This window comes from Enterococcus thailandicus (assembly GCF_001886265.1).
Classification (GTDB): Bacteria; Bacillota; Bacilli; order Lactobacillales; family Enterococcaceae; genus Enterococcus_B; species Enterococcus_B thailandicus.
This window is the reverse complement of the sequence record NZ_JXLE01000022.1, coordinates 1-24226: the sequence shown is the minus strand read 5'-3', so window position 1 is coordinate 24226 and position 24226 is coordinate 1. Positions and strand designations below refer to the sequence as shown.

At 37.3% G+C, this 24226-nt stretch carries 18 protein-coding genes, 2 tRNA genes, 1 riboswitch and 1 other annotated feature; of the genes, 5 read left to right on the top strand and 15 right to left on the bottom strand.

The window, feature by feature from the left end; translation table 11 throughout:
• Window positions 1–42: 42 nt before the first annotated feature.
• From RV17_RS11955 to RV17_RS11935, 5 genes are all read right to left on the bottom strand, one after another.
• Window positions 43–1500, bottom strand: a complete 1458-nt coding sequence (locus RV17_RS11955; protein WP_067481673.1) for an ABC transporter substrate-binding protein — start codon at window positions 1498–1500, stop codon at window positions 43–45.
• A gap of 32 nt (window positions 1501–1532) precedes the next feature.
• Complete coding sequence (locus tag RV17_RS11950) at window positions 1533–2453, bottom strand: carbohydrate ABC transporter permease (protein ID WP_067481675.1); 921 nt, start codon at window positions 2451–2453, stop codon at window positions 1533–1535.
• 12 nt (window positions 2454–2465) lie between these two features.
• Complete coding sequence (locus tag RV17_RS11945) at window positions 2466–3413, bottom strand: ABC transporter permease (protein ID WP_067481676.1); 948 nt, start codon at window positions 3411–3413, stop codon at window positions 2466–2468.
• A gap of 254 nt (window positions 3414–3667) precedes the next feature.
• Window positions 3668–4387: a pseudouridine synthase gene (locus tag RV17_RS11940; protein ID WP_067481678.1), complete on the bottom strand. Its 720-nt coding sequence runs from the start codon at window positions 4385–4387 to the stop codon at window positions 3668–3670.
• A gap of 80 nt (window positions 4388–4467) precedes the next feature.
• Complete coding sequence (locus tag RV17_RS11935; RefSeq protein WP_067481681.1) at window positions 4468–6114, bottom strand: putative polysaccharide biosynthesis protein; 1647 nt, start codon at window positions 6112–6114, stop codon at window positions 4468–4470.
• Window positions 6115–6403: 289 nt separating this feature from the next.
• Between RV17_RS11935 and RV17_RS11930 the strand changes: the two genes are divergently transcribed.
• Window positions 6404–7915 carry a UDP-N-acetylmuramoyl-L-alanyl-D-glutamate--L-lysine ligase gene (locus tag RV17_RS11930; RefSeq protein WP_071869315.1) on the top strand — a complete coding sequence of 504 codons (1512 nt, stop codon included), beginning with the start codon at window positions 6404–6406 and terminating at the stop codon, window positions 7913–7915.
• Window positions 7916–8013: 98 nt separating this feature from the next.
• Here the strand turns inward: RV17_RS11930 and RV17_RS11925 are convergent, their stop codons facing one another.
• The 3 genes from RV17_RS11925 to RV17_RS11915 form a co-directional block, all read right to left on the bottom strand.
• Window positions 8014–8247 (bottom strand): hypothetical protein, encoded by a 234-nt coding sequence (locus tag RV17_RS11925; RefSeq protein WP_071869314.1) that lies wholly within the window; start codon window positions 8245–8247, stop codon window positions 8014–8016.
• Window positions 8248–8422: 175 nt separating this feature from the next.
• Window positions 8423–10837, bottom strand: coding sequence for a leucine--tRNA ligase (leuS, locus tag RV17_RS11920; protein WP_071869313.1), 2415 nt, complete (start codon window positions 10835–10837; stop codon window positions 8423–8425).
• Window positions 10838–10943: 106 nt separating this feature from the next.
• Window positions 10944–11156: a binding site (T-box leader), on the bottom strand.
• A gap of 69 nt (window positions 11157–11225) precedes the next feature.
• Window positions 11226–13259 carry a LysM peptidoglycan-binding domain-containing protein gene (locus RV17_RS11915; protein ID WP_071869312.1) on the bottom strand — a complete coding sequence of 678 codons (2034 nt, stop codon included), beginning with the start codon at window positions 13257–13259 and terminating at the stop codon, window positions 11226–11228.
• Between the two features lie 344 nt (window positions 13260–13603).
• On the opposite strand from RV17_RS11915, the gene RV17_RS11910 reads away from it, so the two are divergent.
• From RV17_RS11910 to mnmM, 3 genes are read left to right on the top strand one after another with little or no spacing between them, the layout of a single operon-like run.
• Window positions 13604–14236, top strand: coding sequence for a phosphatase PAP2 family protein (locus tag RV17_RS11910; protein ID WP_067481691.1), 633 nt, complete (start codon window positions 13604–13606; stop codon window positions 14234–14236).
• A gap of 26 nt (window positions 14237–14262) precedes the next feature.
• Window positions 14263–15219 (top strand): tRNA modification radical SAM protein MnmL/YtqA, encoded by a 957-nt coding sequence (gene mnmL, locus RV17_RS11905; RefSeq protein ID WP_067481693.1) that lies wholly within the window; start codon window positions 14263–14265, stop codon window positions 15217–15219.
• Window positions 15220–15804 (top strand): tRNA 5-(aminomethyl)-2-thiouridylate-methyltransferase MnmM, encoded by a 585-nt coding sequence (gene mnmM, locus RV17_RS11900; RefSeq protein WP_071869311.1) that lies wholly within the window; start codon window positions 15220–15222, stop codon window positions 15802–15804.
• A gap of 65 nt (window positions 15805–15869) precedes the next feature.
• On the opposite strand, the gene RV17_RS11895 is transcribed toward mnmM, so the two are convergent.
• On the bottom strand, window positions 15870–17639 hold the full coding sequence (locus RV17_RS11895) for an ABC transporter ATP-binding protein (protein ID WP_071869310.1): 1770 nt from the start codon (window positions 17637–17639) through the stop codon (window positions 15870–15872).
• Between the two features lie 3 nt (window positions 17640–17642).
• Complete coding sequence (locus RV17_RS11890) at window positions 17643–19355, bottom strand: ABC transporter ATP-binding protein (RefSeq protein ID WP_071869309.1); 1713 nt, start codon at window positions 19353–19355, stop codon at window positions 17643–17645.
• Between the two features lie 114 nt (window positions 19356–19469).
• On the opposite strand from RV17_RS11890, the gene RV17_RS11885 reads away from it, so the two are divergent.
• Window positions 19470–20126, top strand: a complete 657-nt coding sequence (locus RV17_RS11885; RefSeq protein ID WP_071869308.1) for a TetR family transcriptional regulator — start codon at window positions 19470–19472, stop codon at window positions 20124–20126.
• Between the two features lie 50 nt (window positions 20127–20176).
• Here RV17_RS11885 and RV17_RS11880 read toward each other — a convergent pair whose 3' ends face one another.
• The 5 genes from RV17_RS11880 to RV17_RS11860 form a co-directional block, all read right to left on the bottom strand.
• Complete coding sequence (locus RV17_RS11880) at window positions 20177–20965, bottom strand: alpha/beta hydrolase (RefSeq protein ID WP_071869307.1); 789 nt, start codon at window positions 20963–20965, stop codon at window positions 20177–20179.
• 18 nt (window positions 20966–20983) lie between these two features.
• Window positions 20984–22459 carry an MDR family MFS transporter gene (locus RV17_RS11875; protein WP_067481704.1) on the bottom strand — a complete coding sequence of 492 codons (1476 nt, stop codon included), beginning with the start codon at window positions 22457–22459 and terminating at the stop codon, window positions 20984–20986.
• A 133-nt stretch (window positions 22460–22592) separates the two neighbouring features.
• Window positions 22593–23786: a methionine adenosyltransferase gene (metK, locus tag RV17_RS11870; protein ID WP_071869306.1), complete on the bottom strand. Its 1194-nt coding sequence runs from the start codon at window positions 23784–23786 to the stop codon at window positions 22593–22595.
• A riboswitch (SMK box riboswitch) is annotated at window positions 23784–23861 on the bottom strand. (Overlaps the previous gene by 3 nt.)
• Window positions 23862–23995: 134 nt before the next feature.
• Window positions 23996–24067: transfer RNA gene (locus tag RV17_RS11865), tRNA-Glu, on the bottom strand.
• A gap of 22 nt (window positions 24068–24089) precedes the next feature.
• Window positions 24090–24177 (bottom strand) — tRNA-Ser (locus RV17_RS11860).
• Window positions 24178–24226 lie beyond the last annotated feature (49 nt).

Sequence of the window (24226 nt, the reverse complement as noted above, 5' to 3'; positions counted from 1 at the left end):
AAAGAACAGCGAGCAGATGGAACCGCTCGCTGTCAGACTTATTTATTTTCGAAATTCATCGTATTGTTTTTGCATCTCAGTTAAAACTTTTTCGTAACCAGCTTTATCTAATGCCTCGAGCAATTTAGGCAAAGTTTCGTCTGGATCAACTGTTCCGGTATTTAATCCATCCATATACTGATTCATGACGTTTGAGATGTTACTGATTTCTGTTTTAACACTGTCTGTATTAAAGCTGAACCCTAAGATTGGTGAAGTTTCAGCTTCTTCAATTGATTTATCGCGTGTAGCGATCATTTCATCAGTGATTGATTCTTGTGTGTATAAAATTGCGTTATTTCCTGTGTTCCAAGCAGACATGTGTGTTTTTGGTTGGTAACCATCTAACAACTTGATCTTGTCGTCTGTTCCGTCTACTTTTTCCCACGCTTCGCCTTCAATTCCCCAAACTAATCCGTTCAATAATTCAGCATCGCTGTTAAGTAATCCTAAAAATTCAACTGCTTTTTCTTTGTTTTTTGAAGTATTTGAAACAACGAAGTTTGCCATTTGTGCTTGTCCTGTTGATTTCAAAGGAACAGTGATTGATTTAGAAACTAATTCTTGGTTTGCTGCATTACTTAAAATTGTGTCACCATAATCGAAAGGCCCTTGTGTTTCGCCACGTAGTAACCAAGTGTTCCCTTCTAAAGGATAATCTTTGCTACTTGTTGCCGCATCACTTGGAATCAAGCCTTGTTGGTACCAGCTATGCATCGTACGAAGCAAGTCAACATAAGTTTTGTTGTCGTATTGATTGATAATCTTTGCTTTGTCTCCATTTAAATCAATGGCAAATGGTAACGTATTTCCTAATGGATAATCGAAGTCACCTTGAACTTTGAAGCCTTGACCAATGGCGAAAGCAGCTGTATTTGGTTCTTTTTTGTGGAATTCTTGTAAAACTTTTTCGGCATCTGCATAAGATTCGATTCCATCAATTGAAAGATTGTATTTATCTAACAATGGTTTGTTAAAAGTTAACACTTGTTGAGCAAACACATTGCCATTTACTGGAAGCGCATATAATTTGTCATTGACTAAATTTCCTTTAATATAGGCTTCGTCTAACGCATCATAAGCATCTTTAGCGTATTTAGGTGCTAACTCAGTTAGGTCGGCAAACGCACCTTTTTGAGCATTAGAAACATAGTTATTTGCATAAGCGATATCGTAGTTTTCACCAGAAGAAATGATTACGTTCATTTTTTTCTCGTAGTCCCCAAAACCGATATAGTTGATATTGACCTTCGCGCCAATTTTGTCTTCGATTCGTTTATTCGCCACTTCCATCAATGCATCATAATTATCTGGCTTATCCCCGATTTGATACATCTGCAATGTGATACTGTCAGACCCTTCTGAATTACTGCTTGCATTTGAACCTCCACCACAAGCAGCTAACGTACCAACCATCAACGCTGAAACTCCTGTAAAGGCTAGTTTCTTCCATAACTTCATCTTACTTCCTCCTAAATAAAATAATTTATTATTTATTCCTTGACTCCACCAATCGTTAACCCTTTGACAAAATGTTTTTGGAAAAATGGGTAGCTAATCGCAATTGGCAATGTTGAGATAACAACGATTGCCATTCGTGCTGATTCTCCTGGTACAGCTGCTAAACCTCCAGCAAGCTGGCTTCCAGCTCCCGCATTTTGTGTGAGATATTGGATATTACTTTGAATCTTCATCAACAAGTATTGTAATGGGACTAAGTTATCATTTTGAATGTAAAGTAATGCGTTGAACCAATCATTCCAGTAACCTAATGCGGCAAATAAGCTAATTGTCGCAATTCCGGGAACAGCTAAAGGTAACACAATTTGAATAAAAATTCGCAACTCGCTTGCTCCATCAATTCTGGCAGACTCAATAATTGAATCTGAGACTGAGCGCTTAAAGAAAGTTCGCATCACAATAATATTGAATGGGCTAACTGCCATTGGCAAAATCAGTGCCCAAATCGTATCTTTTAATTGAAGCAAATTGGTCATCACCAAGTAATTAGCTACCATCCCTGGTGAAAATAACATGGTAATTAAACAAAAGACTGTAAAGAAACGACGGAACGGGAAATTAGAACGAGAGATTGCATAGGCATACAATGAAGTGGCTGTGCTATTAATCAAAGTTCCTAAAACCGTTACTAAAACTGTTACAAATAATGCTTGGAAAATTTTCTCTTGCATTTGTCCAAATAGATACGTATAACCAAATGTACTGAATTTTTCTGGCCAGAAACTATAACCATTAGTTGCTAACGCTGTTTCATCTGTCAAAGAAATCGCGATAACAAATAGAAACGGCAAGATGCAGGAGAAGGCAAAAATCGCGATCAATAAATTAGAAAAGAGATTCATTGGTTTGCTGAAAGCTCGCACTTGAACCTGCTCTACTTTTTTCTTTTTCATCGAATCCCCCTCCTAAAACAATGCTGATTCGCTGTCGAAACGACGTGCGATCGCATTCGTAGTCATTAACAAAACAAATCCTACAACTGACTGATACAATCCGGCTGCTGCAGTCATTCCAAAGTCACCTGTAGAAGTCAACCCATTAAAGATATACGTATCTAATACTTGAGTCACGTCATACAGTGCGCCTGAATTTCTTGGAATATTATAGAACAATCCGAAATCAGCTCGGAATATATTCCCAACAGCTAAAATCGTTAAAATCGACATCAACGGTACTAATTGAGGAATTGTCACATGTTTGATTTGTTGCCATTTGCTTGCGCCATCAACCATAGCTGCTTCATAGTAAGTGGGGTCGATTCCCATTACTGAAGCAAAGTAAATGATACTATTATAGCCGATTCCTTTCCACGTCCCAATGAACAATAGAATAAATGGCCAATATTTTGGTTCATTGTACCAATTGATTGCTTCTCTTCCATGACCTAACAGCCATTGGTTGAAAATTCCTTTATCTGGGCTCAAAAATGCATAAACAAAGTAACTAATGATAACCCAAGACAAGAAATAAGGTAGTAATGACATTGTTTGATACACTTTTACTAATTTTTTATTTCTTAATTCACTCATGATAATGGCAAAAACAACCGAAATCAGTAAGTTTAGTGTAATAAATCCTACATTATACAAAATCGTGTTTTTCGTAATTAAAAATGCCTGATCTGAAGAAAATAAAAATTTGAAATTCTCCCAACCAACCCACGGGCTCTCTCTCAAACTTGCCAAAAATCCATCTGCAGAGATATGGAAATTTTTAAAGGCAACCACGTTTGCTAACACTGGAATATAGAAGAAGAAAATCATCCACAACATTCCAGGCACAGCCATTAAAATCAAAGCTTTAAAACGCCAAACCATCGAGAAAAAATGTTTTAACCCCTTTCTTTTTTTCATCAAAAAACTCCTTTCAACTTGTTCGCACCGTAATTATAGCGCTTTCAAAAACAAGATTGAATAAACAAATTATAGGTATAATGAAACAAACTATAGCTGATATTGAACTATTTTTAATTGGTCGCTGCCTATTTTTGAGTTTGATCAATAAAAAAAGGAAGGAATATAGCAGATTCCTCCCCTTTCATTTGTACTAAATGAGGTTGCCTATTTTTGCGTATTTACGCAGGAATAGCACCTAATTTTTTAATTGTTTACTTTTCTTGGATTTTTACTAATTCCTCTGCCGTCAACTCCCGATACTCACCTAGTCCTAAGTCTGCAGGTAATACAACATTTCCCATTCGGATTCGTTTAAGGTAAGTCACTTCTTTGCCAACAGCTTTCACCATTCGTTTCACTTGATGAAATTTTCCTTCATGAAGAATCAAACGAATGTCTGACGTTTGTTCGGCTTCGTTCACTGCATCAATCGTTAACACAGCAGGAAGTGTTTCTTCCCCTTGACTGATGACCAATCCCTTTGAAAAAGCATCAATATCTTCTGCCGTCATCACCCCAGCTACTTTTGCAAAATATTCTTTTTCAACATGTTTCTTCGGCGACAATAGTCGATGTGCCAAAGCACCATCATTGGTTATGAGCAATAAGCCTTCCGTATCTTTATCCAATCTTCCTACTGGAAAAAGATCCTCACGATAATCAAAATCATTCAGCAAATCCAAAACAGTTTCATCATAGTTATCTTGCGTTGCAGAAACCACACCCGCAGGTTTATTTAAAAGATAATAAAAATTCTTTTGGTACATAAGTTTTTCATCTAAATAAGCAATTTCATCTAAGAGTTCTTTTACCTGAAACTTATCACTTTTGATTACTTTGCCATTAACAGTCACTTGGCCTTTTTTGATTAACCCTTTGACTTCCTTTCGACTGCCTAACCCCACATCGGCTAAAAATTTATCTAAACGCATGCGTTTTCCTACTTTCTAAAAAGAAAAGAACTTGCAACAATAGTCTATTGACGTTTGTCGCAACTTCCTCTTCTTTCTTTTTATTTGATTCGTAAGCGATAACGTAGTCGGACCATACTGCTACCCAATAATTTCTCCGCCAAGCGAATTTTCAATGCTAAATAACCATAAACTGCTACACCCACGCCAGCCACACTGACGACTAAAATCAATGATTCAAATTTACTATCTTGGCTTAAGAATAAACTTAAAAGTTGCTTTGTTAATCCTGTTGCTAACAACATCAATAGCGTCATGATAAAAATCAACAACGTTCTTCGCCAAACAAAGCCAACTCGAAAACGTACGACTTGGTGCATTTTACGAAGAATCAAGATACAAGAAACAGCGAAACCAATCATGGTTGCTAGTAACGGTCCGTAAACTTGAAATATTCTGATCGCAGGATACTGTAAAATTAATTTCACGACAAAGCCTATCAACAAGTAGCGAATAGCTGCACGATTTTCAAACATTCCTTGCAACATATTAGAAATCAACATATACAAACCTAAAAATAAGCCTACAAAACTTGCTTGGACCAATACTTTACTGCCCAATACATCTGGTGTGTAAAAGAGTGTATTCAATGGATAAGCTAACAACATCACACCCGCGGTAGCAGGAAACATGACAAACGAAAACAATTGTAGATTGCCACTAGTCAACTTAGCCAAACCAGGACGATCCTTCAATGTGATGGCTTCCGTAATCAATGGTAAGCCCGTCGCGGCAATCGATGTTGCTAAGGCAATGACCACCATCGTTAACTTATCTGGATTTGCGCTAAAAATAGAAAATAGATCAAGCAACTGTGCCTTTGAATATTCCGTCGTGGCAGACATGATTCGAATGAACGTAAACTGGTCAACCAATTTGAAAATCGTTACCCCTGATCCAACAATGATAAATGGAATAGCCTCTTTCATAGTATCCAGTAATAGTTTCCTAGTTGCTACATTTACTTGGTTATTGCTATGTTCAATATGCTGATTCATCAGTGGTTGTTGTTTTCTTAAATAATAAAGCAAAACCACAATACTAACTAACATTCCGATAAACGCGGCAAACGTTGATTGCGTGACTGCAGCCACGTAATCGCCTGTAGTCATCTTCATGATGATAAACGTCATCAACAACATGTAGAAAATTCGTGCAACTTGTTCAACAATTTGTGAAAGTGCATAAGGCATCATGTCTTGGTTTCCTTGGAAATACCCACGAATTACACTCATACATGGGAATACCAATACCGCAATACTCAATGAACGCATTGTTGGAATCAATTCGTCTCCGCCACCAGAAGCATGTGCAAGCCAAGGTGAAGCAAGATACATGAACGCGGCAAAAACAATGCCTAAAATCCCCATCATTTGTAAAGCGCGGAAGAAAAGTCGGCGAGAAGTACCATATTCATTTAATGAATTATAACGAGCCGTTTGTTTGGCAATCGCCGCAGGAATCCCAGCTGTTGAAATCAATAAAAACAGCGCATAAATATTATAGCCCATGTTAAACAAACCATTTGCTGCTTTTGCATTTTCGCCCATCCAGGCATACCACGGAATAATATAAATCGCACCCAATAAACGCGAAAGGATATTACTTGTTGTCATCCAAGCAGAGCCTCGAGCCATTTTTTCTTGGGCAGTTAAAACTTTTTCTGTCGGTCCTCTTTGATTATTCATCTCAATTATTCCAACTTTCTTCAAAACATTACTATTATTTTAATTGTAAAACAGGAAACTAGCAATCTCTTTTCGATGGTTTTTCTGTGAAGATGTGCTTTTTTTGAATTCGGTTTCTTTTTCAACTGAATTTGCTAGTCTACAACACGCTCTTTTCTTAAAAAGTATCTACTCTGTTCAAGTAATCTGAACCTAAGCGATTTTCCTAAAAAGAACCTTGCATTAAAGAAAAACATTTCATGCTATGCTATAATTAGTTAGAAAATTCAACAAAGCGAGGGATCAATCAATGAGCTTCTCCTTAGAAGATGTCCGTGAATTGTTACTAAAAGAAAATCTATTAAAAGAATTTGTTTCCAATCAAGGCTGGCATTTAACTGCGCCAACTAATTTTTCATTTGAAACGATCAGTTATGATTCTCGTCAAGTCGATGAATCAACTTTATTTTTTTGTAAAGGTCTGAACTTTAAAGAGGCGTATTTACAGTCTGCTGTTTCGCAAGGGCTAGCTTATTATGTCGCTGAACAGCCTTATGAAGTAGCTGCTGTGGGCGTTATCGTTACCGACATTCGTAAAGCGATGGCCATTTTAGCCATGGCATTTTATGATTATCCACAACAAAAACTACAGGTCATTGGTTATACTGGCACGAAAGGAAAAACAACAGCAGCTTATTTTACCAAGGCAATCCTAGACCACACAACGAATAAGAAAACTGCCTTGCTTTCGACAATGAATACAACACTAGATGGCCAAACTTATTTCAAATCTCATTTGACCACACCAGAATCTTTGGATTTGTATCGAATGATGGCTGAAGCAGTTACGAATGGGATGACTCATTTAGTCATGGAAGTTTCTTCTCAGGCTTATAAAACACAGCGCGTCTATGGACTAACATTAGATGTCGGTATCTTCTTAAACATTTCACCCGACCACATTAGCCCAATCGAGCATCCAACATTTGATGATTACTTTTATTGTAAACGTCAGTTGATTTTAAATTCTAAAACCGTTGTCTTGAATCATGAAAGTGATTATTTCGAGCTGTTGAAAGAAACTGCTGACCTTTATCACATACCTGCAATTGTGTATGGGCGCTCGCCTGAAACAACTTATCAAGTCACAAGTTTATCCGGATTAGGTCATCCTTTTGCTTTGACAAGTCATCATGGACAGTTACCCATCGAAGCAGAATATGATATTTTACTGGCTGGCGGATTCAATCAAGAAAATGCGACTAGCGCAATCATTGCAGCTGCTTTGACTGGTGCTTCAATCGAAGATGCGCAAACTGGCTTAAAAGCAGCTCGCGTTCCCGGACGTATGGATCAGCTAATTCAACAGAATGGTGCACATGTTTATGTTGACTATGCACATAATTATTTAAGTTTAAAAACATTATTGGCATTTGCCAAAAGTGAACATCCTAAGGGGCGCGTCATTGTTGTCTTGGGCAGTCCCGGAAATAAAGCTATTTCTCGACGTCATGATTTTGGAAAAGTCTTGTCAGAAACAGCAGATGTTGTTTTCTTAACGGCTGATGATCCAGCCTTTGAAGATCCTCAAAAAATTGCCGATGAAATTGCTGAAGCAATCACGAATGAAGAGTTGCTTATTCATTATGAAATGGATCGTCCAGCTGCGATTGAACAGGCTTTGACTGAAAGTACAGCCGAAGATTCCGTAGTCATTGCCGGAAAAGGCGTGGATCCTTATCAAAAAATCAATGGCGAAGATGTTCTTTATGAAGGTGATTATGCTATCGTGAAGCGACTGATCGAGGAAAAACAACTTTAATTAGTAATTTATACCTGCATACACATTAATCCTATTATTACTAAATAATGCAAATGGACTGCGAAAAAAATCGCAGTCCATTTTTTATGTAAGCCAATTTATCTTTTAGGTTTTTTTACTCGCTCTTCTACATTTCGTTGCTCAGCGGCTAAAAAATCTTTTAAATCGATTTTATTTACCTTGTTCAACCCACCATATCCAGAATCTGCCATTTTTCCCCAGCCAGTTTGCTTCTTTCTTCTATTCGGTTCTTGATTTCTTTTTCGAATTGTTTCACTTCTTTCCGCTCGTTTCTTTTGTAAATACGTTTCAACGTTTTCTGTGAGCTTCATGTCATTTCCCCCTTTTTAATAAAGTATAGCATTCTTGATTGAGTAGCCAAAAAAATAGGTTGAAACGATTATAACCTACTTTGCTTTCCTCCCTCATTCCAAATGAAAAACAAAGAGAGGAAACTCAATGATGCTTGAGTTTCCTCTCTCGTTTTAATCCGTTTGCTGCTTGTTTTTAGTTTGCAACAATATTAACCAATTTATTTGGAACAGCAATCACTTTACGAACCGTTTTTCCAGCAATTTGTTCTTGAATTGCTTCATCTGCTAAAGCTACTTTTTCAAGCTCATCTTTGCCTAAGTCACGTGCAACATTTGCTTTAGAACGAACTTTTCCGTTGACTTGGAAAACAACTTCAATCTCATCTTCAACCAATGCAGCTTCATCATATGTTGGCCAAGGTACATAAGAAATTCCATCTTCGTTTCCTAAAATTGCCCAAAGTTCTTCGCCCAAATGTGGCGCAACAGGCGCTAACAATTGAACAAATCCTTCAACATACTCGTAAGGCAAGGCATCCGCTTTATACGCTTCGTTAACAAAGACCATTAATTGAGAAATAGCTGTGTTGAAATGCATGCTTGCATAGTCTTCTGTTACCTTTTTCACTGTTTGATTGTAAACTTTTGCTAGTTTGCCATCATTGATGGTTGTGATACGATCACGCATTTTATTGTTTTCATCCACGATCAGGCGCCATACACGATCCAAGAATTTACGGCTACCTTCTAGTCCGTTTTCGCTCCATGCAATCGAAGCATCTAAAGGTCCCATGAACATTTCATACATGCGTAATGTATCCGCACCATAAGCTTCAACTACGTCATCTGGATTTACAACATTTCCACGTGATTTTGACATTTTCTCATTGTTCTCGCCTAAGATCATTCCTTGGTTATACAATTTTTGGAATGGTTCTTTTGTTGGAACAACACCAATATCATACAGGAATTTATGCCAGAAGCGAACATATAATAAATGTAGCACTGCATGTTCAGCACCACCAACATAGATATCCACTGGCATCCAGCGTTCTAGTTTTTCATAGTTTGCTAATTCTTTTTTATTGTGTGGATCAATGTAGCGTAGGTAATACCAAGAACTCCCAGCCCATTGTGGCATCGTATTTGTTTCGCGACGACCTTTTTTACCTGTTTCTGGATCAACAACATTGACCCAATCAGTGATATTTGCTAATGGTGACTCACCAGTACCACTTGGTTTAATGTTATCTGTAATTGGCAAACGTAATGGTAATTCTTCTTCTGATAGTGCAGTTACTGTGCCGTCTTCCCAATGAATAATTGGAATTGGTTCTCCCCAATAACGTTGACGTGAGAACAACCAGTCGCGTAAACGGTAGCTAACTTCTTTTTTACCAAAACCATTTTCCTCAAGCCAGCTATTCATTTTAGCAATGGCTTCTTCTGTGTTCAAGCCATCTAAAAACTCAGAATTGATATGTGGGCCATCTTCTGTATGTGCTGCTTTTGAAAGATCGCCACCTTCAATAACTGGTTGGATTGGCAAATCAAACACTCTGGCAAATTCATAGTCACGCTCATCATGCGCAGGAACTGCCATGATCGCACCTGTTCCATAAGAAGCAAGTACATAATCAGCAATCCAAATTGGAATTTCTTTGCCATTGGCTGGATTAATTGCATACGCACCAGTAAAGACTCCTGTTTTTTCTTTGGCAAGATCTGTCCGCTTCAAATCAGATTTTTTCGCAGTTTCTTCAATATACGCTTCAACAGCTGCTTTTTGTTCTGGCGTCGTGATTTCACGAACCAAATCTAATTCTGGTGCTAAAACAGAATAAGTTGTTCCAAATAATGTATCGGGACGAGTTGTGAAGACTGTATAAGATTTATCTGTCCCAGCCACTTTGAATTCCACATTTGCCCCAACTGAGCGACCAATCCAGTTTCTTTGCATTTCTTTAATGCTTTCTGGCCAATCTACGGTTTCTAAATCGTCTAATAAGCGATCCGCATATGCAGTAATTTTCAACATCCATTGGCGCATCGGTTTACGCACGACGTCAAAGCCGCCACGTTCGCTCTTTCCATCAATAACTTCTTCATTTGAAATCACTGTTCCTAGTTCTGGAACCCAGTTCACAGCAACTTCTGCTTCATACGCTAACCCTTTTTCATATAATTTCGTAAAGATCCATTGTGTCCATTTGTAATACTCTGGATCTGTGGTATTCACTTCACGGTTCCAATCATAACTAAAGCCTAAAGAATTGATTTGACGACGGAACGTTTCAATATTTTTCTTCGTGAATTCTGCAGGATCATTCCCAGTATCTAATGCGTACTGCTCTGCTGGAAGTCCAAATGCATCCCACCCCATTGGATGCAACACATTGAAACCTTGACTACGTTTCACACGTGAAAGAATATCTGTTGCAGTATATCCTTCTGGATGTCCCACATGTAATCCTTGACCAGATGGATACGGAAACATATCTAGTGCGTAAAATTTTGGTTTTTGTGGATCATCTTGGGTATTAAATGTGTGATTTTTCGCCCAATATTTTTGCCATTTTTTTTCAATTTCTTTATGGTTATAACTCATTTTCTGTCCCCCTGCATTTTTTTCCTTGAAAGTAAGTTACTTTCCTCATTATTTTTTTCGTTCTACCGATAAAAAACAAAAAAGTCCTATAAAAAGATTGCTCTTTTTATAGGACGTAATCTACGTGGTACCACCTAATTTTTACCTTTTCCATTGGAAATAGGCCTCAAACGTTGTAACGGTCGTCACCGCCATTGCTTACTTTTATTTTCAGCAAAGGCAACTCAAAGGCGAGTTCAAAAGCGTCCGTACACATTTTCACCAACCATGTGCTCTCTAAAACTTCCAACTTTTTACTAATTCCTTTTCAAGTGTTGCTTATTTAAGTAGATTCATAGTAACAAATATCTTCAGTAAGTTCAAATAGTATTTGACAAAATTTTTAGATTTATTTTGCAACTATCACACTTTGACCTGGATAAATGAAATTGTCTTTAATATTATTCCACTCAATGAATTGCGCCATTGATAAATTGTGATCGTTGGCAACACTCCAAACAGACTCACCGGCTTTTACTGTGTACTTTTTAGTCCCAGAGTTAGTAGTAGGTGCTGTTGTTTGTGCTGATCCTTTTTTCACAATGACTTTTTGGCCTGGATAAATGAAATTGTTTTTTATGTTGTTCCACTCAATGAATTGTTCCATAGTAATGTTATTTTTATTTGCTACACCCCAGACAGATTCGCCTGCCTTCACCGTGTACAGTGTATCTCCACTGGTACTTGTGCTTGTCGTTGGTTTCGCATTATTTGAAGAAGTAGTTGTATTCGCTGCGTTATTTCCAGTCGTAGCTGTTGCATTCCCACTTGCTGAATTAGTCGATGCAGTAGAACCACCCTTGATAATCAATTTTTGCCCTGGATAAATGAAATTATTTTGAATATTATTCCATTCAATCAATTGTGCCATGGTAATGTTGTTTTTGTTTGCTACGCCCCAAACAGATTCGCCTGCCTTCACCGTGTAAGTGGAAGAAGTTGTTGTTTCTGCTGAAGAGCTGGTCGAATTACTATTATTCGTAGTAGCATTATTGTTGGTTGTCGCACTACTTGATGTCCCATTCTTCACAATCAGTTTTTGCCCTGGATAAATGAAGTTATTCGAGATTTTATTCCATTGGATAAGTTGTGCCATCGTGATTCCGTGGGCATTTGCCACGCCCCAGACAGAATCACCCGCTTTAACCGTATAAGAACCAGTCGATGCACTTGCATTACCTGATTGATTTGTATTCACATTTGAATTTGATGAACCTGGATTTGTCGTTGTGCCAGTTGTACCATTAGAAACAACTAATTGTTGACCAGGATAAACAAAATTATTTTTGATATTGTTCCATTGGATCAATTGATTCATTGTAATCCCATGTGCATTTGAGATACCCCAAACAGAATCACCTGATTTAACGGTATATTTCGAACCATTACTTGGTTGTGTATTCGTTGTATTACTGTTACCAGAAGAGTTCGTATTACTTCCAGAATTATTTGTTGATGAACCTGTTGATTGTTCCCCTTTGATTGTTAAACGTTGGCCTGGGTAAACAAAATTATTTTTGATATTGTTCCAATCAATCAATTGCGCCATGGTAATTCCATGCGCATTCGCAATACCCCAGACAGAATCACCTGATTTGACAGTATACGTTGATGTGGTAGTTGTAGAACCATTATCAGTTGGTGTCGTCACAGAATTATTTGAGCCTGTTCCTGTATTCACCCCACTGCCTGAACCAGTTGTAGCACCACCACCCGCATTACCAGTTGCAGGTGTATCGTATTTGGTTAATCCATAAGTTACGATAATATTATTTAATTTTGTTGAATACGTTGGATCTGTCGCATAGCGACCAGTTAATGCTGCAGTAGCTTCTGTGTAAGACTTGGTATTACTTTTCCAAGTACCAGCATAATAGTAGCCATTGCCAAAAGAAGTATTGCGCAATACATAAGCATTATCACTAAATGATTCTGCAAAAGTTGGGTAATGACGGAAAGGTTCTTTTTTCGTTACCCATTTATTATTTAAATATTCTAATGTATTCATATAAACAGTTTGACCTTGGTAACTGCCTTTGATTCCAAATAAATTGTGATAAGGTGATTGTGACAACGCACTACTTCCCCAGCCGCTCTCAACAACTGCTTGGGCAATCATAACCGAAGCGTATAAATCATTTGCTTGGGCAATAGGTTGCGCATAAGTTGAGATTTCCGCAATAAATGCTGAAGTATTGATTCTTGCACCAACTTGAGCAGGTAGCTCATTTGCGGCTACAGGAACTGGTTGAATCAACGGTGCCACAACAGAACAACCAACCATTGCAGTACCAACTGCTGCTACTCCACGTTTTGCATTTCTAAAACGTTTCTTTTCTTCTTGGCGTCTCCGCTCTTTTCTTCCGATCGTTGCCTTCTCCATTTTCTATCCTCCGCATCCATTTTTCAGTTACTATAAGTATAACTTTTCTTAAACTACATTAAAAGTTCTTTAAACTCTTTGTTATCCTTTGTAATCTGTATGTAATTTTATGTAATACCCAATCATTTGAGTTCATAAAAGTCTTGATAGCTCTACGTTGCAGAAACTAATGACTTTTTAAAATCATTAGTTTTTATTTCAGAAATATTACTAAATCTTTTCGTCAGCATTACGCCAGAGCCTATCATCAAAATTTCATCAGTTTTTCATTTCGTTTCTCCGAGCAAAAAATCTAGCGACTAAAAAAATGCTATAATGATTTCATTAGATTAAGGAGGCATTTTATGAAACAAAACACGACGTTTCGAGTTACAGCGAGTATTTTTCTTGTACTTTTCTTAACTCTTAGTTATTTTGTAAAATTTCATTTATCACAGCTTCATGGCTTCGATCAATTCTTCACTTCAATTATTCGAGCACCACTGCCACATTGGAATACGTATCAAATGATGGTTACAAAATTAGGAAACCCGTTAACCGTCATTTCTATTTTTGTTTGCTTGATTTTTTTCTTGTGGATCAAAAAGAAACATGTCGAACTGATTTGGTTAACAACTAATTTTATTTTGATTGCTGGAATTACTAATCCATTGATTAAATTATTTTTTATGCGTGATCGCCCAACCTTACCACACTTAGTTAGTGAATCAAGCTATAGCTTCCCTAGTGGGCATTCGACAGGGAGCATGATTTTGTATGGCACCTTGATTTTCTTATTACCTCATTTGATAAACAATAAAACAGTGCGATTTTTGTTGCAATTTATCTTAGGATTGATTATTTTAAGTGTTGGTATTAGCCGAATTTATTTAGGCGTACACTTTCCAAGCGATGTTTTAGGTGGTTACTTATTAGGATTAACTTGGTTATGTTACACTTATCCAATTTATTTGAAAAAGAAGGAATCAATTACCTAACAAGGGAAAAGAAAGAAGGAATTTAAATGGAATTTCCTTATGCAGAAGGAAATAAACGTTATCATTCATGGAATTATGCTTTGCGCAATGAATTTGGTGGCAAAATTTTCAAAGTGCCTATCGACGGTGGCTTCGATTGTCCTAACCGTGACGGTACGGTAGCTCATGGTGGTTGTACTTTTTGTAGTGTTTCTGGGTCGGGAGACATGATTGTTGCGCCTGAAGATCCGCTGCCTATTCAATTTCATAAAGAGATTGATATGATGCATCAAAAATGGCCACATGTACAACAATATATCGTTTATTTTCAAAATTTCACTAATACACATGCACCTGTTGAAGTGATTCGAGAACGTTTTGAACAAGTTATCAATCTTCCTGGCGTTGTTGGACTTTCGATTGGTACACGACCAGATTGCTTGCCAGATGAAGTGGTTGATTATCTAGCCGAATTAAATACTCGTCTCTATCTTTGGGTGGAACTCGGCCTGCAAACGACTTTTGAGGAAACTTCGACTTCAATCAATCGTGCACACGATTATCAAACTTATCTAGACGGCGTAAGTAAACTACGCAAACACAACATTCGTGTATGTACGCACCTCATCAATGGCTTACCTGGAGAATCTTTAGAGATGATGCGTGAAAACGTTCGCCGAACAATCTTAGATTCTGACATTCAAGGAATTAAGCTGCACCTCATGCACTTAATGCGTAAAACCCGCATGCTGCGTGATTATCATGAGGGTCGCCTTCAGCTAATGAGTCAACAAGACTATGTTCATGTAATCTGTGATCAGCTAGAGATGATTCCTCAAGAAATCATTATTCATCGTTTAACTGGTGATGCACCCTGGGATTCACTAATTGGACCAATGTGGAGCTTGAAAAAATGGGAAGTCTTGAATGCAATTGATGAAGAATTAATTCGTCGTGATAGCTACCAAGGAAAATTCAACGTTCGAACAAAGGAGCTCATATAAATGCTACAAACAGCGCTTCATTTTAGCCACACCTTATTAAAAGAAATTTTGCAACCCGGTGATCAAGTGGTTGATGCGACAATGGGAAATGGTTACGACACCGTTTTTATGGCTGAGTTGATTGGTAAAACAGGACATGTTTATAGTTTTGATATCCAACAACAAGCTATTGATTCCACTCAGGAAAAATTGAAAGCAGCCAACTTAACAGAGCGCACTACTTTATTTTTACAAGGTCATGAAACCCTTGGCCAAGTAATTTCAATTAATCAGCCAATCAAAGCAGGTATTTTTAATTTGGGCTATCTTCCACAAAGCGACAAAGAAATTATCACTTTGCCACAAACAACTAAGCAAGCAATGGAAGAGATCTTAGCGCGTCTAGTTCCAAAAGGTCGATTGATTTTAGTTGTTTACTACGGACATGCGGGTGGAGAAAATGAACTTGACATGGTTCAAGAATTTTGCCAACAATTGTCACAGGAGCAATACAACGTTTTAACTTATCAATTTATCAATCAAAAAAATCAGCCACCCATCCTTTATTGCATTGAGAAAAAGAAGAAAAAAAGAGAGTTCAGCTAAAAATAGCTGTACTCTCTTTTTGTATGGCCTCTAGCTGTCAAAAATAGTTATGCTTTCATTCCTTCTTACTCAAACACAAATTGATTGTGGTAAAGTTCAGCATAGAATCCGTCTTCTGCTAGCAATTCATGATGATTGCCCTCTTCAATTACTACTCCATCACGTAAAACAACAATGCGATCGGCATTCAAAATGGTTTTGAGACGATGCGCGATAACAAAGCTTGTACGCCCTTTGATTGCTTCATCCATTGCTTTTTGGATTCTTGCTTCTGTAACAGTATCAACATTACTTGTTGCTTCATCCAAAATCAACAAACTTGGTTCCGTAATAATTGTTCGTGCGATACTAATCAATTGTTTCTGTCCTGTACTAAATAAATTATTTTCTTCTGAGACTTCCGTTTCATATCCTTTTTCTAACGACATGATAAAGTCATGGATATTGGCTTGTTTCGCTGCATTGATGACCTCTTCATCCGTTGCCTCTGGTTTACCAAACGTAATATTGTCGCGAATCGTTCCAGAAAACAATACAGATTCCTGTAACACGATCCCCACATGTTTACGTAACATATCTAAATCAAATTCACGAATATCCGTACCATCAATCATAACAGATCCATCATTGACATCATAAAAACGATTCAATAAGTTCATAATCGTTGTCTTACCAGAACCAGTTGGACCAACTAAAGCGACCATTTCGCCTTTGTTTACATTAATCGAAACATCCTTCAAAACTAAATTATCTGGTTTGTAACCAAAATCAACATGCTTTAATGCTAATTCTTGTTCAACACCATCAAATGCTTTCCCATCAACTGGTTTGACTTCTTCTGGTTCATCAAACATTTCATTTAATCTTCTAGCACCTGTAATGGCTAATTGGATCATGCTGTAGCCAGAAGAAATTTGCATCAATGGTTGATAATATTGTTGTGAATATTGAACAAAAGTTACTACTAATCCTAATGCAACTGAACGTTCTAAATCACCATTTAAAGCTAACCAACCACCAAAGAAAATGACGATTGCCGTGTTAACCAACGACATTCCTTGCATCATTGGAAACAGTAAACCTGAATACACTTGACCTTTATAAGTTGCTTTACGTACTGTTTGGTTATGTTCCAGAAAACCATCAATTGTTTCTTCTTGTAGCCCATTAGTGATGATTACACGTTGCCCACTGATTTTTTCATCCATATAACCATTCAATTTACCAACTTCATCTTGCTGTAAGTCAACATATTTTCGCGCTTTTTGAATGATAAATACCGCAATCAAGATGGCAACAGGAGTAGAAGCAATCGTTGCCCATGCCAACTCCACATTTTGACGAAACATCATAATTAAAATACCAATCATCAACACTGCATTCGTAATAACTTGAAGCAATGCTTGGTTCAAACTATTTTGGATATTATCCAAATCACTCGTAAAACGGCTTAAGATTTCACCATCTTGATGAGAATCAAAGAAGCGAATCGTCAATTTTTCAAGTTTATTAAACAAACCAATACGCATTCTATTCGTTGATTTTCCAACTACTTGCGTAAATAAAATACTATAAATAAAGTTTGCAGCACTTGCTAAAACATAAAAAATCAACAATTTCCAAATAATATCAATGAATTTGCTCTTATCATCAACGCCTTGCATTAATCCTGTGACATAATTTGCTAACTCCTGAAAAGCTTCCCCAACAAATTGAGGAGCCTTCACTTGTAAGTAAGTAGCAATAATCACTGTCACAAAGATAAAGAAAAAGGAGAATTTATAACGTTTCAAATAATGATAGAAAAATTTACTTGCTTTAATTAAATCAGTCATTGATTACTCCTCCATTCCTTTTTGTGTTTCAAAAATTTCTTGATACACTTGATTACTTGCAACTAATTCTTCATGTGTACCTTCACCCACTAAGCGACCTTCATCTAATACTAGAATTCGATTTGCTTTGACCACAGACGCGATTTTTTGTGCAATAACGATTGTCGTCGTCTCTTTTAATTCGTGATTCAATGCTTCACGAACTAATTTTTCTGAACGAGCATCCAAGGCACTAGTACTGTCATCCAAAATCAAAATTTTAGGATCACCAATTACGCCACGAGCAATAGATAAGCGTTGCTTTTGCCCACCAGAAAAATTACTACTTCTTTCTTCAACAGGAGCTTCATAGCTCTCTGCTAATTTACTGATAAATTCTTGTGCCTGAGCAATTTTAGATGCACGCTCCATGTCTTTTTCTGTTGCGTCTTCTTTTCCTTGACGCAAATTTTGTGCAATTGTTCCAGAAAAGAGAATTGCTTTTTGTAAAACAAAGGAAACTGTTTTACGCAAACTTTTTTCATTCACCTTTTTCAAATCAACACCGCCAACTTCAACTGTTCCTTCTGTTGGATCGAATAGTCGAGGAATCAATTGTGCCAAAGTTGACTTACCTGCACCCGTTGCACCTACAATCCCAATCATTTCTCCGGGTTCAATCACAAAGCTAATATCTTTTAATGTATCTTCGTCATCACCAGGGTAACGGAAAGACACATGGTCAAACGTTACAGAGCCTGTTAATTTTTGTTCAGGTACATCAAGATAAGTTAAATCTGGCTCTGTATCCAAGATTTCTTTGATTCGTTTAAGTGAAACAGCAGCCCTTGAAGTCATCATCATCATCATGCCGCCAATAATGATTGCCATCATGATTTGCATCAAATAGTTCATAAATGAAGCTATTCCACCAATTAATGTAGGATCATCTTTCGCCAAATCACTCACAAAGAAAATCGCACCCACTACTGCTAGATTGGCTGCCAACATGAAAGAAGGAATCATCACTGAAAACAAAGTTCCTACAATGATATTGTGTTCAGTTAACTCATCACTCACTTTGGTAAATGTTTTTAGCTGGTTCTTTTCTTGGACAAACGATTTGACCACACGAATTCCCATGAGATTTTCTTTTGCAATACTATTCACTTTGTCAATCAACTCTTGGATAATCATAAAGTGCTTACCCATTCTTGTAAAAGAAAGTCCAGTAATGATAACTACTGCAACAATCAATGCAACAATGATCCACCATAATTGAGGCATTGTCATCATCGCTAAAATAAATGCACCAATAAATAAAAATGGAATTCTAAAAAGTGATTGTAAAGAAATCATTACTAAATTTTGAATTTGCGTGATGTCATTCGTCAAACGAACAACCAAGTTTCCTGCAGAAAACTGCTCAATATTTCCAAATGAAAATGTTTGAATTTTTCGAAATGCTTCTTCTCGAATATCCGCACTTACGCCTTGCGCTACTCTAGCGGAAAAAATCGTATTTGTCACGCCTGCAAGCAGTCCTAGGACAGCCAAGCCAATCAGATAGATACCAATTGTTTTCATTTCATCGTTATCTTCTGTAATAATAGCTTCAAGTACTTGTTGTAATAGTTTTGGTTGCCACAACGTAGCCGCAACCATAATCCCTACGGAAACCAATGAAATAAAGACAGCCATTTTATACTTCTTCGCATGTCTTAAAATTAGATTCATGTGTTATATACACCCCTTTAGTTAAATTGACAGCCTCTCTTTAACACTGTAAAATAAGACCGCATAACAATTTACCATGTTTAAAAAAATAATGCAATACAAGAGGTCGATTAAATGGAACCCAAGCTTTCCCAAAAAATAATTATTCAAAATGCCTTTGCGATTTTAGCAGAAAAAAAGGAATTCTCCGCTCTGTCTATGCGTAATCTAGCAAAAAAACTAGACGTCCAGGCACCTGCACTTTATTGGTATTTCAAAAATAAACAACAGCTCTTGCAAAAAATGGCAGAAACAATTGAAGAGACGTTAGTCGTTCCCAACGAAACGTTGCCATGGAAGCAACAACTTTTACAGTTTATGGAAAACTATTATGATCTTTATTCTCAGTTTCCTTGTGCTGCTGAAATCGAAATTCATACTGTTCCAGCATTTCCTAGTCGACTGGAACATTTAGAAACGATGATTCAATTACTCATCAAGCAAAACTTTTCATTACAACAAAGTCATCAAGCAATCTCGGCTTTGCATAATTTATTAATTGGTCAATTAATGGATTACCAGCAGGAACAAAAACTACGGCATGAAGTAATGAATGGTAATGAGCTATTAAAAGAATCTGTTATATATATGCGTACTTATGTTCAAGAACATCAGTTAACTGGTTTGATTGAAGATATTCATGCCCATCGTACTTCCGATAATAAACAAGAGTTCCTTAATAATGTGGCCATTTACCTAGCTGGTCTTGAATATAGCAAAACTTTACAATAAAAGAGCAAGCCAGTAATGTAGTGGGCACCACATTACTGACTTGCTCTTTTTTATTGTCCTTCAAATAACCAAACAAACGCACGTTGGATCCATTCATCCCAAAAAATCCAGTTATGCTCACCTGGTCCATGTTCAAACGTAACAGCTAACCCATTTTCTTTGATTGCCTTAGCCATCTCCTGATTAGCAGTAAACAAAAAATCAGATTCCCCGCAAGCCAAAAAGATTCGTGGTACTTGTTTACCACTAGTCACTAACTTATCCAGTAAAAATTTTGGATCATTTACCGACCCTCCAATTTGATCTAGTGGTCCAAAGATTCCTTCCCAGAAAGACTGCTTTCGAATCTTTAGTAAATCATCCATTCGGTTCCCCACAGAAACTGCTCCGGATAATGAAATCACTGCTGCAAAATTTTCAGGTTTAGCTAATCCCAATTTTAATGCGCCGTAGCCTCCCATCGATAACCCAGCAGCATATGTTTTCTCTCTTTTTGTTGTCAACTGTGGAAATAATTCATGACAAATAGCTGGCAGCTCTTCTGAAATGAACGTCCAATAATTCATGTCGTATGTCGTATCTGTGTACCAGCCTAAATCCGTTGACGGCATAATCACAGCCAAACCATACTCTGCAGCATAACGTTCAATAGATGATCGACGCTCCCAGACACTATGGTTACCACCCATCCCATGTAATAAATACAGCACCGGGATATCTGTGTTTTTTTGCTGCGTACTTGTGCCAATTATTTTCTTCGTTTGCTGTGGAAGAATAACATTTAGGTTAACTTCCATTTCTAATATATTGGAATAGATATTCGCTTGGATAAATGCCAATTTTTTCGCCTACCTTCTTTAACTTTCTATTATTCTACCACTTTTAATGCGTACAAAGAATGTTAAAGCTAAGGCAAGAACGACTAGAAGCAAACCAGCAAAATAAACGCTGTGTAATCCATCATATAAAATTTCTCTTAATGGAACTAATAATGTGGCATCAATTTGCTTAGCAGTCTGAGGATTCACTAATTTATTCATGATATCGGCATCATCAGTTAGTTGTTTCGCTGCTAATTCTCTCTGAGTAACTGCGTTCATCAATAAACCAAAAACTGCCACCATAACTGTTTGACCAATTGTTCGCACCAACGTATTAAATGAAGTTGCCACACCTAATTGTTCATGTGGAACACTATTTTGAGCGCTAACAGTTGAAGTCGTCATCGTAATTCCCAATCCGACACCAATAATCGTTGAAATTGCAAAGAACCATAAAAAGTTACTTTCAAAAGGCATCAAGTATAACCACGTGCCACCAACAGTCGTAATCAACAATCCAATTCTTAACACCCAATGAGTTGACATTTGTGACATCCATCGACTCGCCAAAAACGATCCTACCATCCAAACAAGGGAAAGTGGCGCTAAAACTAATCCACCTATCGCAGCGTTCAAACCAAGAACACCTTGCATCCACATTGGAATATATACATCGATTCCCATCAAAAATCCACTTGCTAAAGCAGCAGCTAAATTGACAATCACAAACAATGGATTCTTAAACAATTCCAACATGATAACAGGATCTTTTGCACGCTTTTCTGCCCAGATAAAAAAGAAAAATAGTAAAACACTAACAATCAACAAACTAATAACAAACGTTGTAAATCCTTGATCACCTAGTAATTGAAAACCAAGTAACAAGGTCACTAATGTTGCCATCAGACTCAAACTTCCCAAAACATCCATTGGTTTTGCTTCACGTTCAATCGCTGGTTCATTTAAATAAACCCAAATCAGTATCATCAATCCAATACCAATTGGCACATTAATAAAGAAAATCCAGTGCCAACTAATCGTATCAACAATAAAACCGCCAGCCAGAGGACCAAACACACTAGCGATTCCCCATGCAGAGCTGTTCAATCCTAATACTTTTGCACGCTTTTCTATTGAATATAAGTCACCAATAATTGTCAAAGCCACAGGCATCATTGCTCCCGCGCCCATCCCTTGCAATGCACGTGCTGCGATCAATCCAATCATTGTTTGAGATAACCCGCAGAACAGAGAACCAATAATAAAAAGTAATGTACCAAAAATAAAAATTGGCTTTCGACCAATTTTATCAGCTAGTTTCCCATAAATTGGTGTCAACATGGCATTTGTTAATAAATAAATTGAAAATACCCAATTCATTATTTCCATTCCATGTAGTGAACCAACGATTGTTGGCATTGCTGTTGTTACAATTGTGCCTTCAATAGCCGTCATAAATGTAGCAATAAATACGCCTATTGTTACCAACGTTACATTTGTTTCTTTTTTCATTTTTTTCCTCCCCATATTCAATTATCAAAAATAAAATCTATTTAAACAAGAATGATTTCAGATAATTCAACGAATAAAACCATAAAAAAAAGCAGAACGACTATCTTAAAGATAATCGTTCCAGCATTTTTTATTACTTACTTAAAGTTGCTTTCAATGCTTCTACTTTATCTGTACGTTCCCAAGGTAAATCAACATCCGTACGTCCAAAGTGCCCATAAGCAGCTGTTTGTCTATAAATTGGACGACGTAGGTCAAGCATTTCGATAATACCAGCTGGGCGAAGGTCAAAGTTTTCTCTTACTGCAGCAATCAAATCTTCTTCCGGTAGCGTTCCAGTGCCGAAAGTATTGATTGAAATCGATACAGGTTGTGCAACACCAATCGCATAAGCTAATTGAACTTCAACTTTTCTTGCAAGACCTGCAGCAACAATATTTTTTGCAATATAACGTGCAGCATAACTTGCAGAACGGTCAACTTTTGTTGCATCTTTCCCAGAAAACGCACCGCCACCGTGGCGAGCATAACCACCATAAGTATCAACGATGATCTTTCTTCCTGTTAAGCCAGCATCCCCTTGAGGACCTCCGATAACAAAGCGACCAGTAGGATTGATATAATATTTAGTCTTATCATCTAATAGCTCTGCCGGAATAACTTCCTTAATAACTTTTTCAATTACATCTTTATGAATTGTTTCATTATCCACTGCATCATCATGTTGTGTCGAAATAACGATTGTGTCAACACGTTCAGGCTGACCATCTTCTCCGTACTCTACAGTAACTTGTGATTTCGCATCTGGACGTAAATAAGTTAATTCGTTAGATTTACGTAATTCTGCAAGGCGTCGAACTAAGCGATGGCTTAAAGCAATTGGTAAAGGCATCAATTCTGATGTCTCATCAACCGCAAATCCAAACATAAGTCCTTGGTCACCTGCACCAATCTCATCTAGTAAATCTTTTTGGTCTTCTTCGCGAATTTCTAACGCTTCATTTACACCTTGAGCAATATCTGGTGATTGTTCATCAATCGCTGCTAAAACGGCTACCGTATCTCCATCAAACCCAAATTTTGCACGAGTATAACCAATTTCTTTAATTGTTTCTCGTACAACTTTTTGAATATCTACATAAGCAGTAGTCGAAATTTCTCCAAATACTAAAACTAACCCGGTTGTTACGGATGTTTCGCAAGCAACACGTGCCATTGGATCTTGTGCTAAAATTGCATCTAAAATTGCATCACTGATTTGATCAGCAACTTTATCTGGATGCCCTTCAGAAACAGATTCTGAGGTAAATAAATGTCTTTCTGTCATGGTGATTCCCCCTAGTTAAATTCGGTTACAAGGCATCTCCGTTCGTACGGATCCTCTCGGGAACTTGCAACGAAATTAGTATAGCAGATAAAGCAACTTTTCGCTCGCTTTTTCAAACATTTTTCATTAAAAATGAGAATTTATTATGGAACAACTTAACAATGAACTGTTTTTCTGTCTATATAGATNTATATAAAGTATCTTTTAGATGACCCGTACGGGATTCGAACCCGTGTTACCGCCGTGAAAGGGCGGTGTCTTAACCGCTTGACCAACGGGCCAATAAAATAAAAAATATTGAAACGGAGAAGGAGGGATTTGAACCCTCGCGCCGGTTTCCCGACCTACACCCTTAGCAGGGGCGCCTCTTCAGCCACTTGAGTACTTCCCCAAAACCAATAAGATTTTGAACTAATGGGCCTAAATGGACTCGAACCATC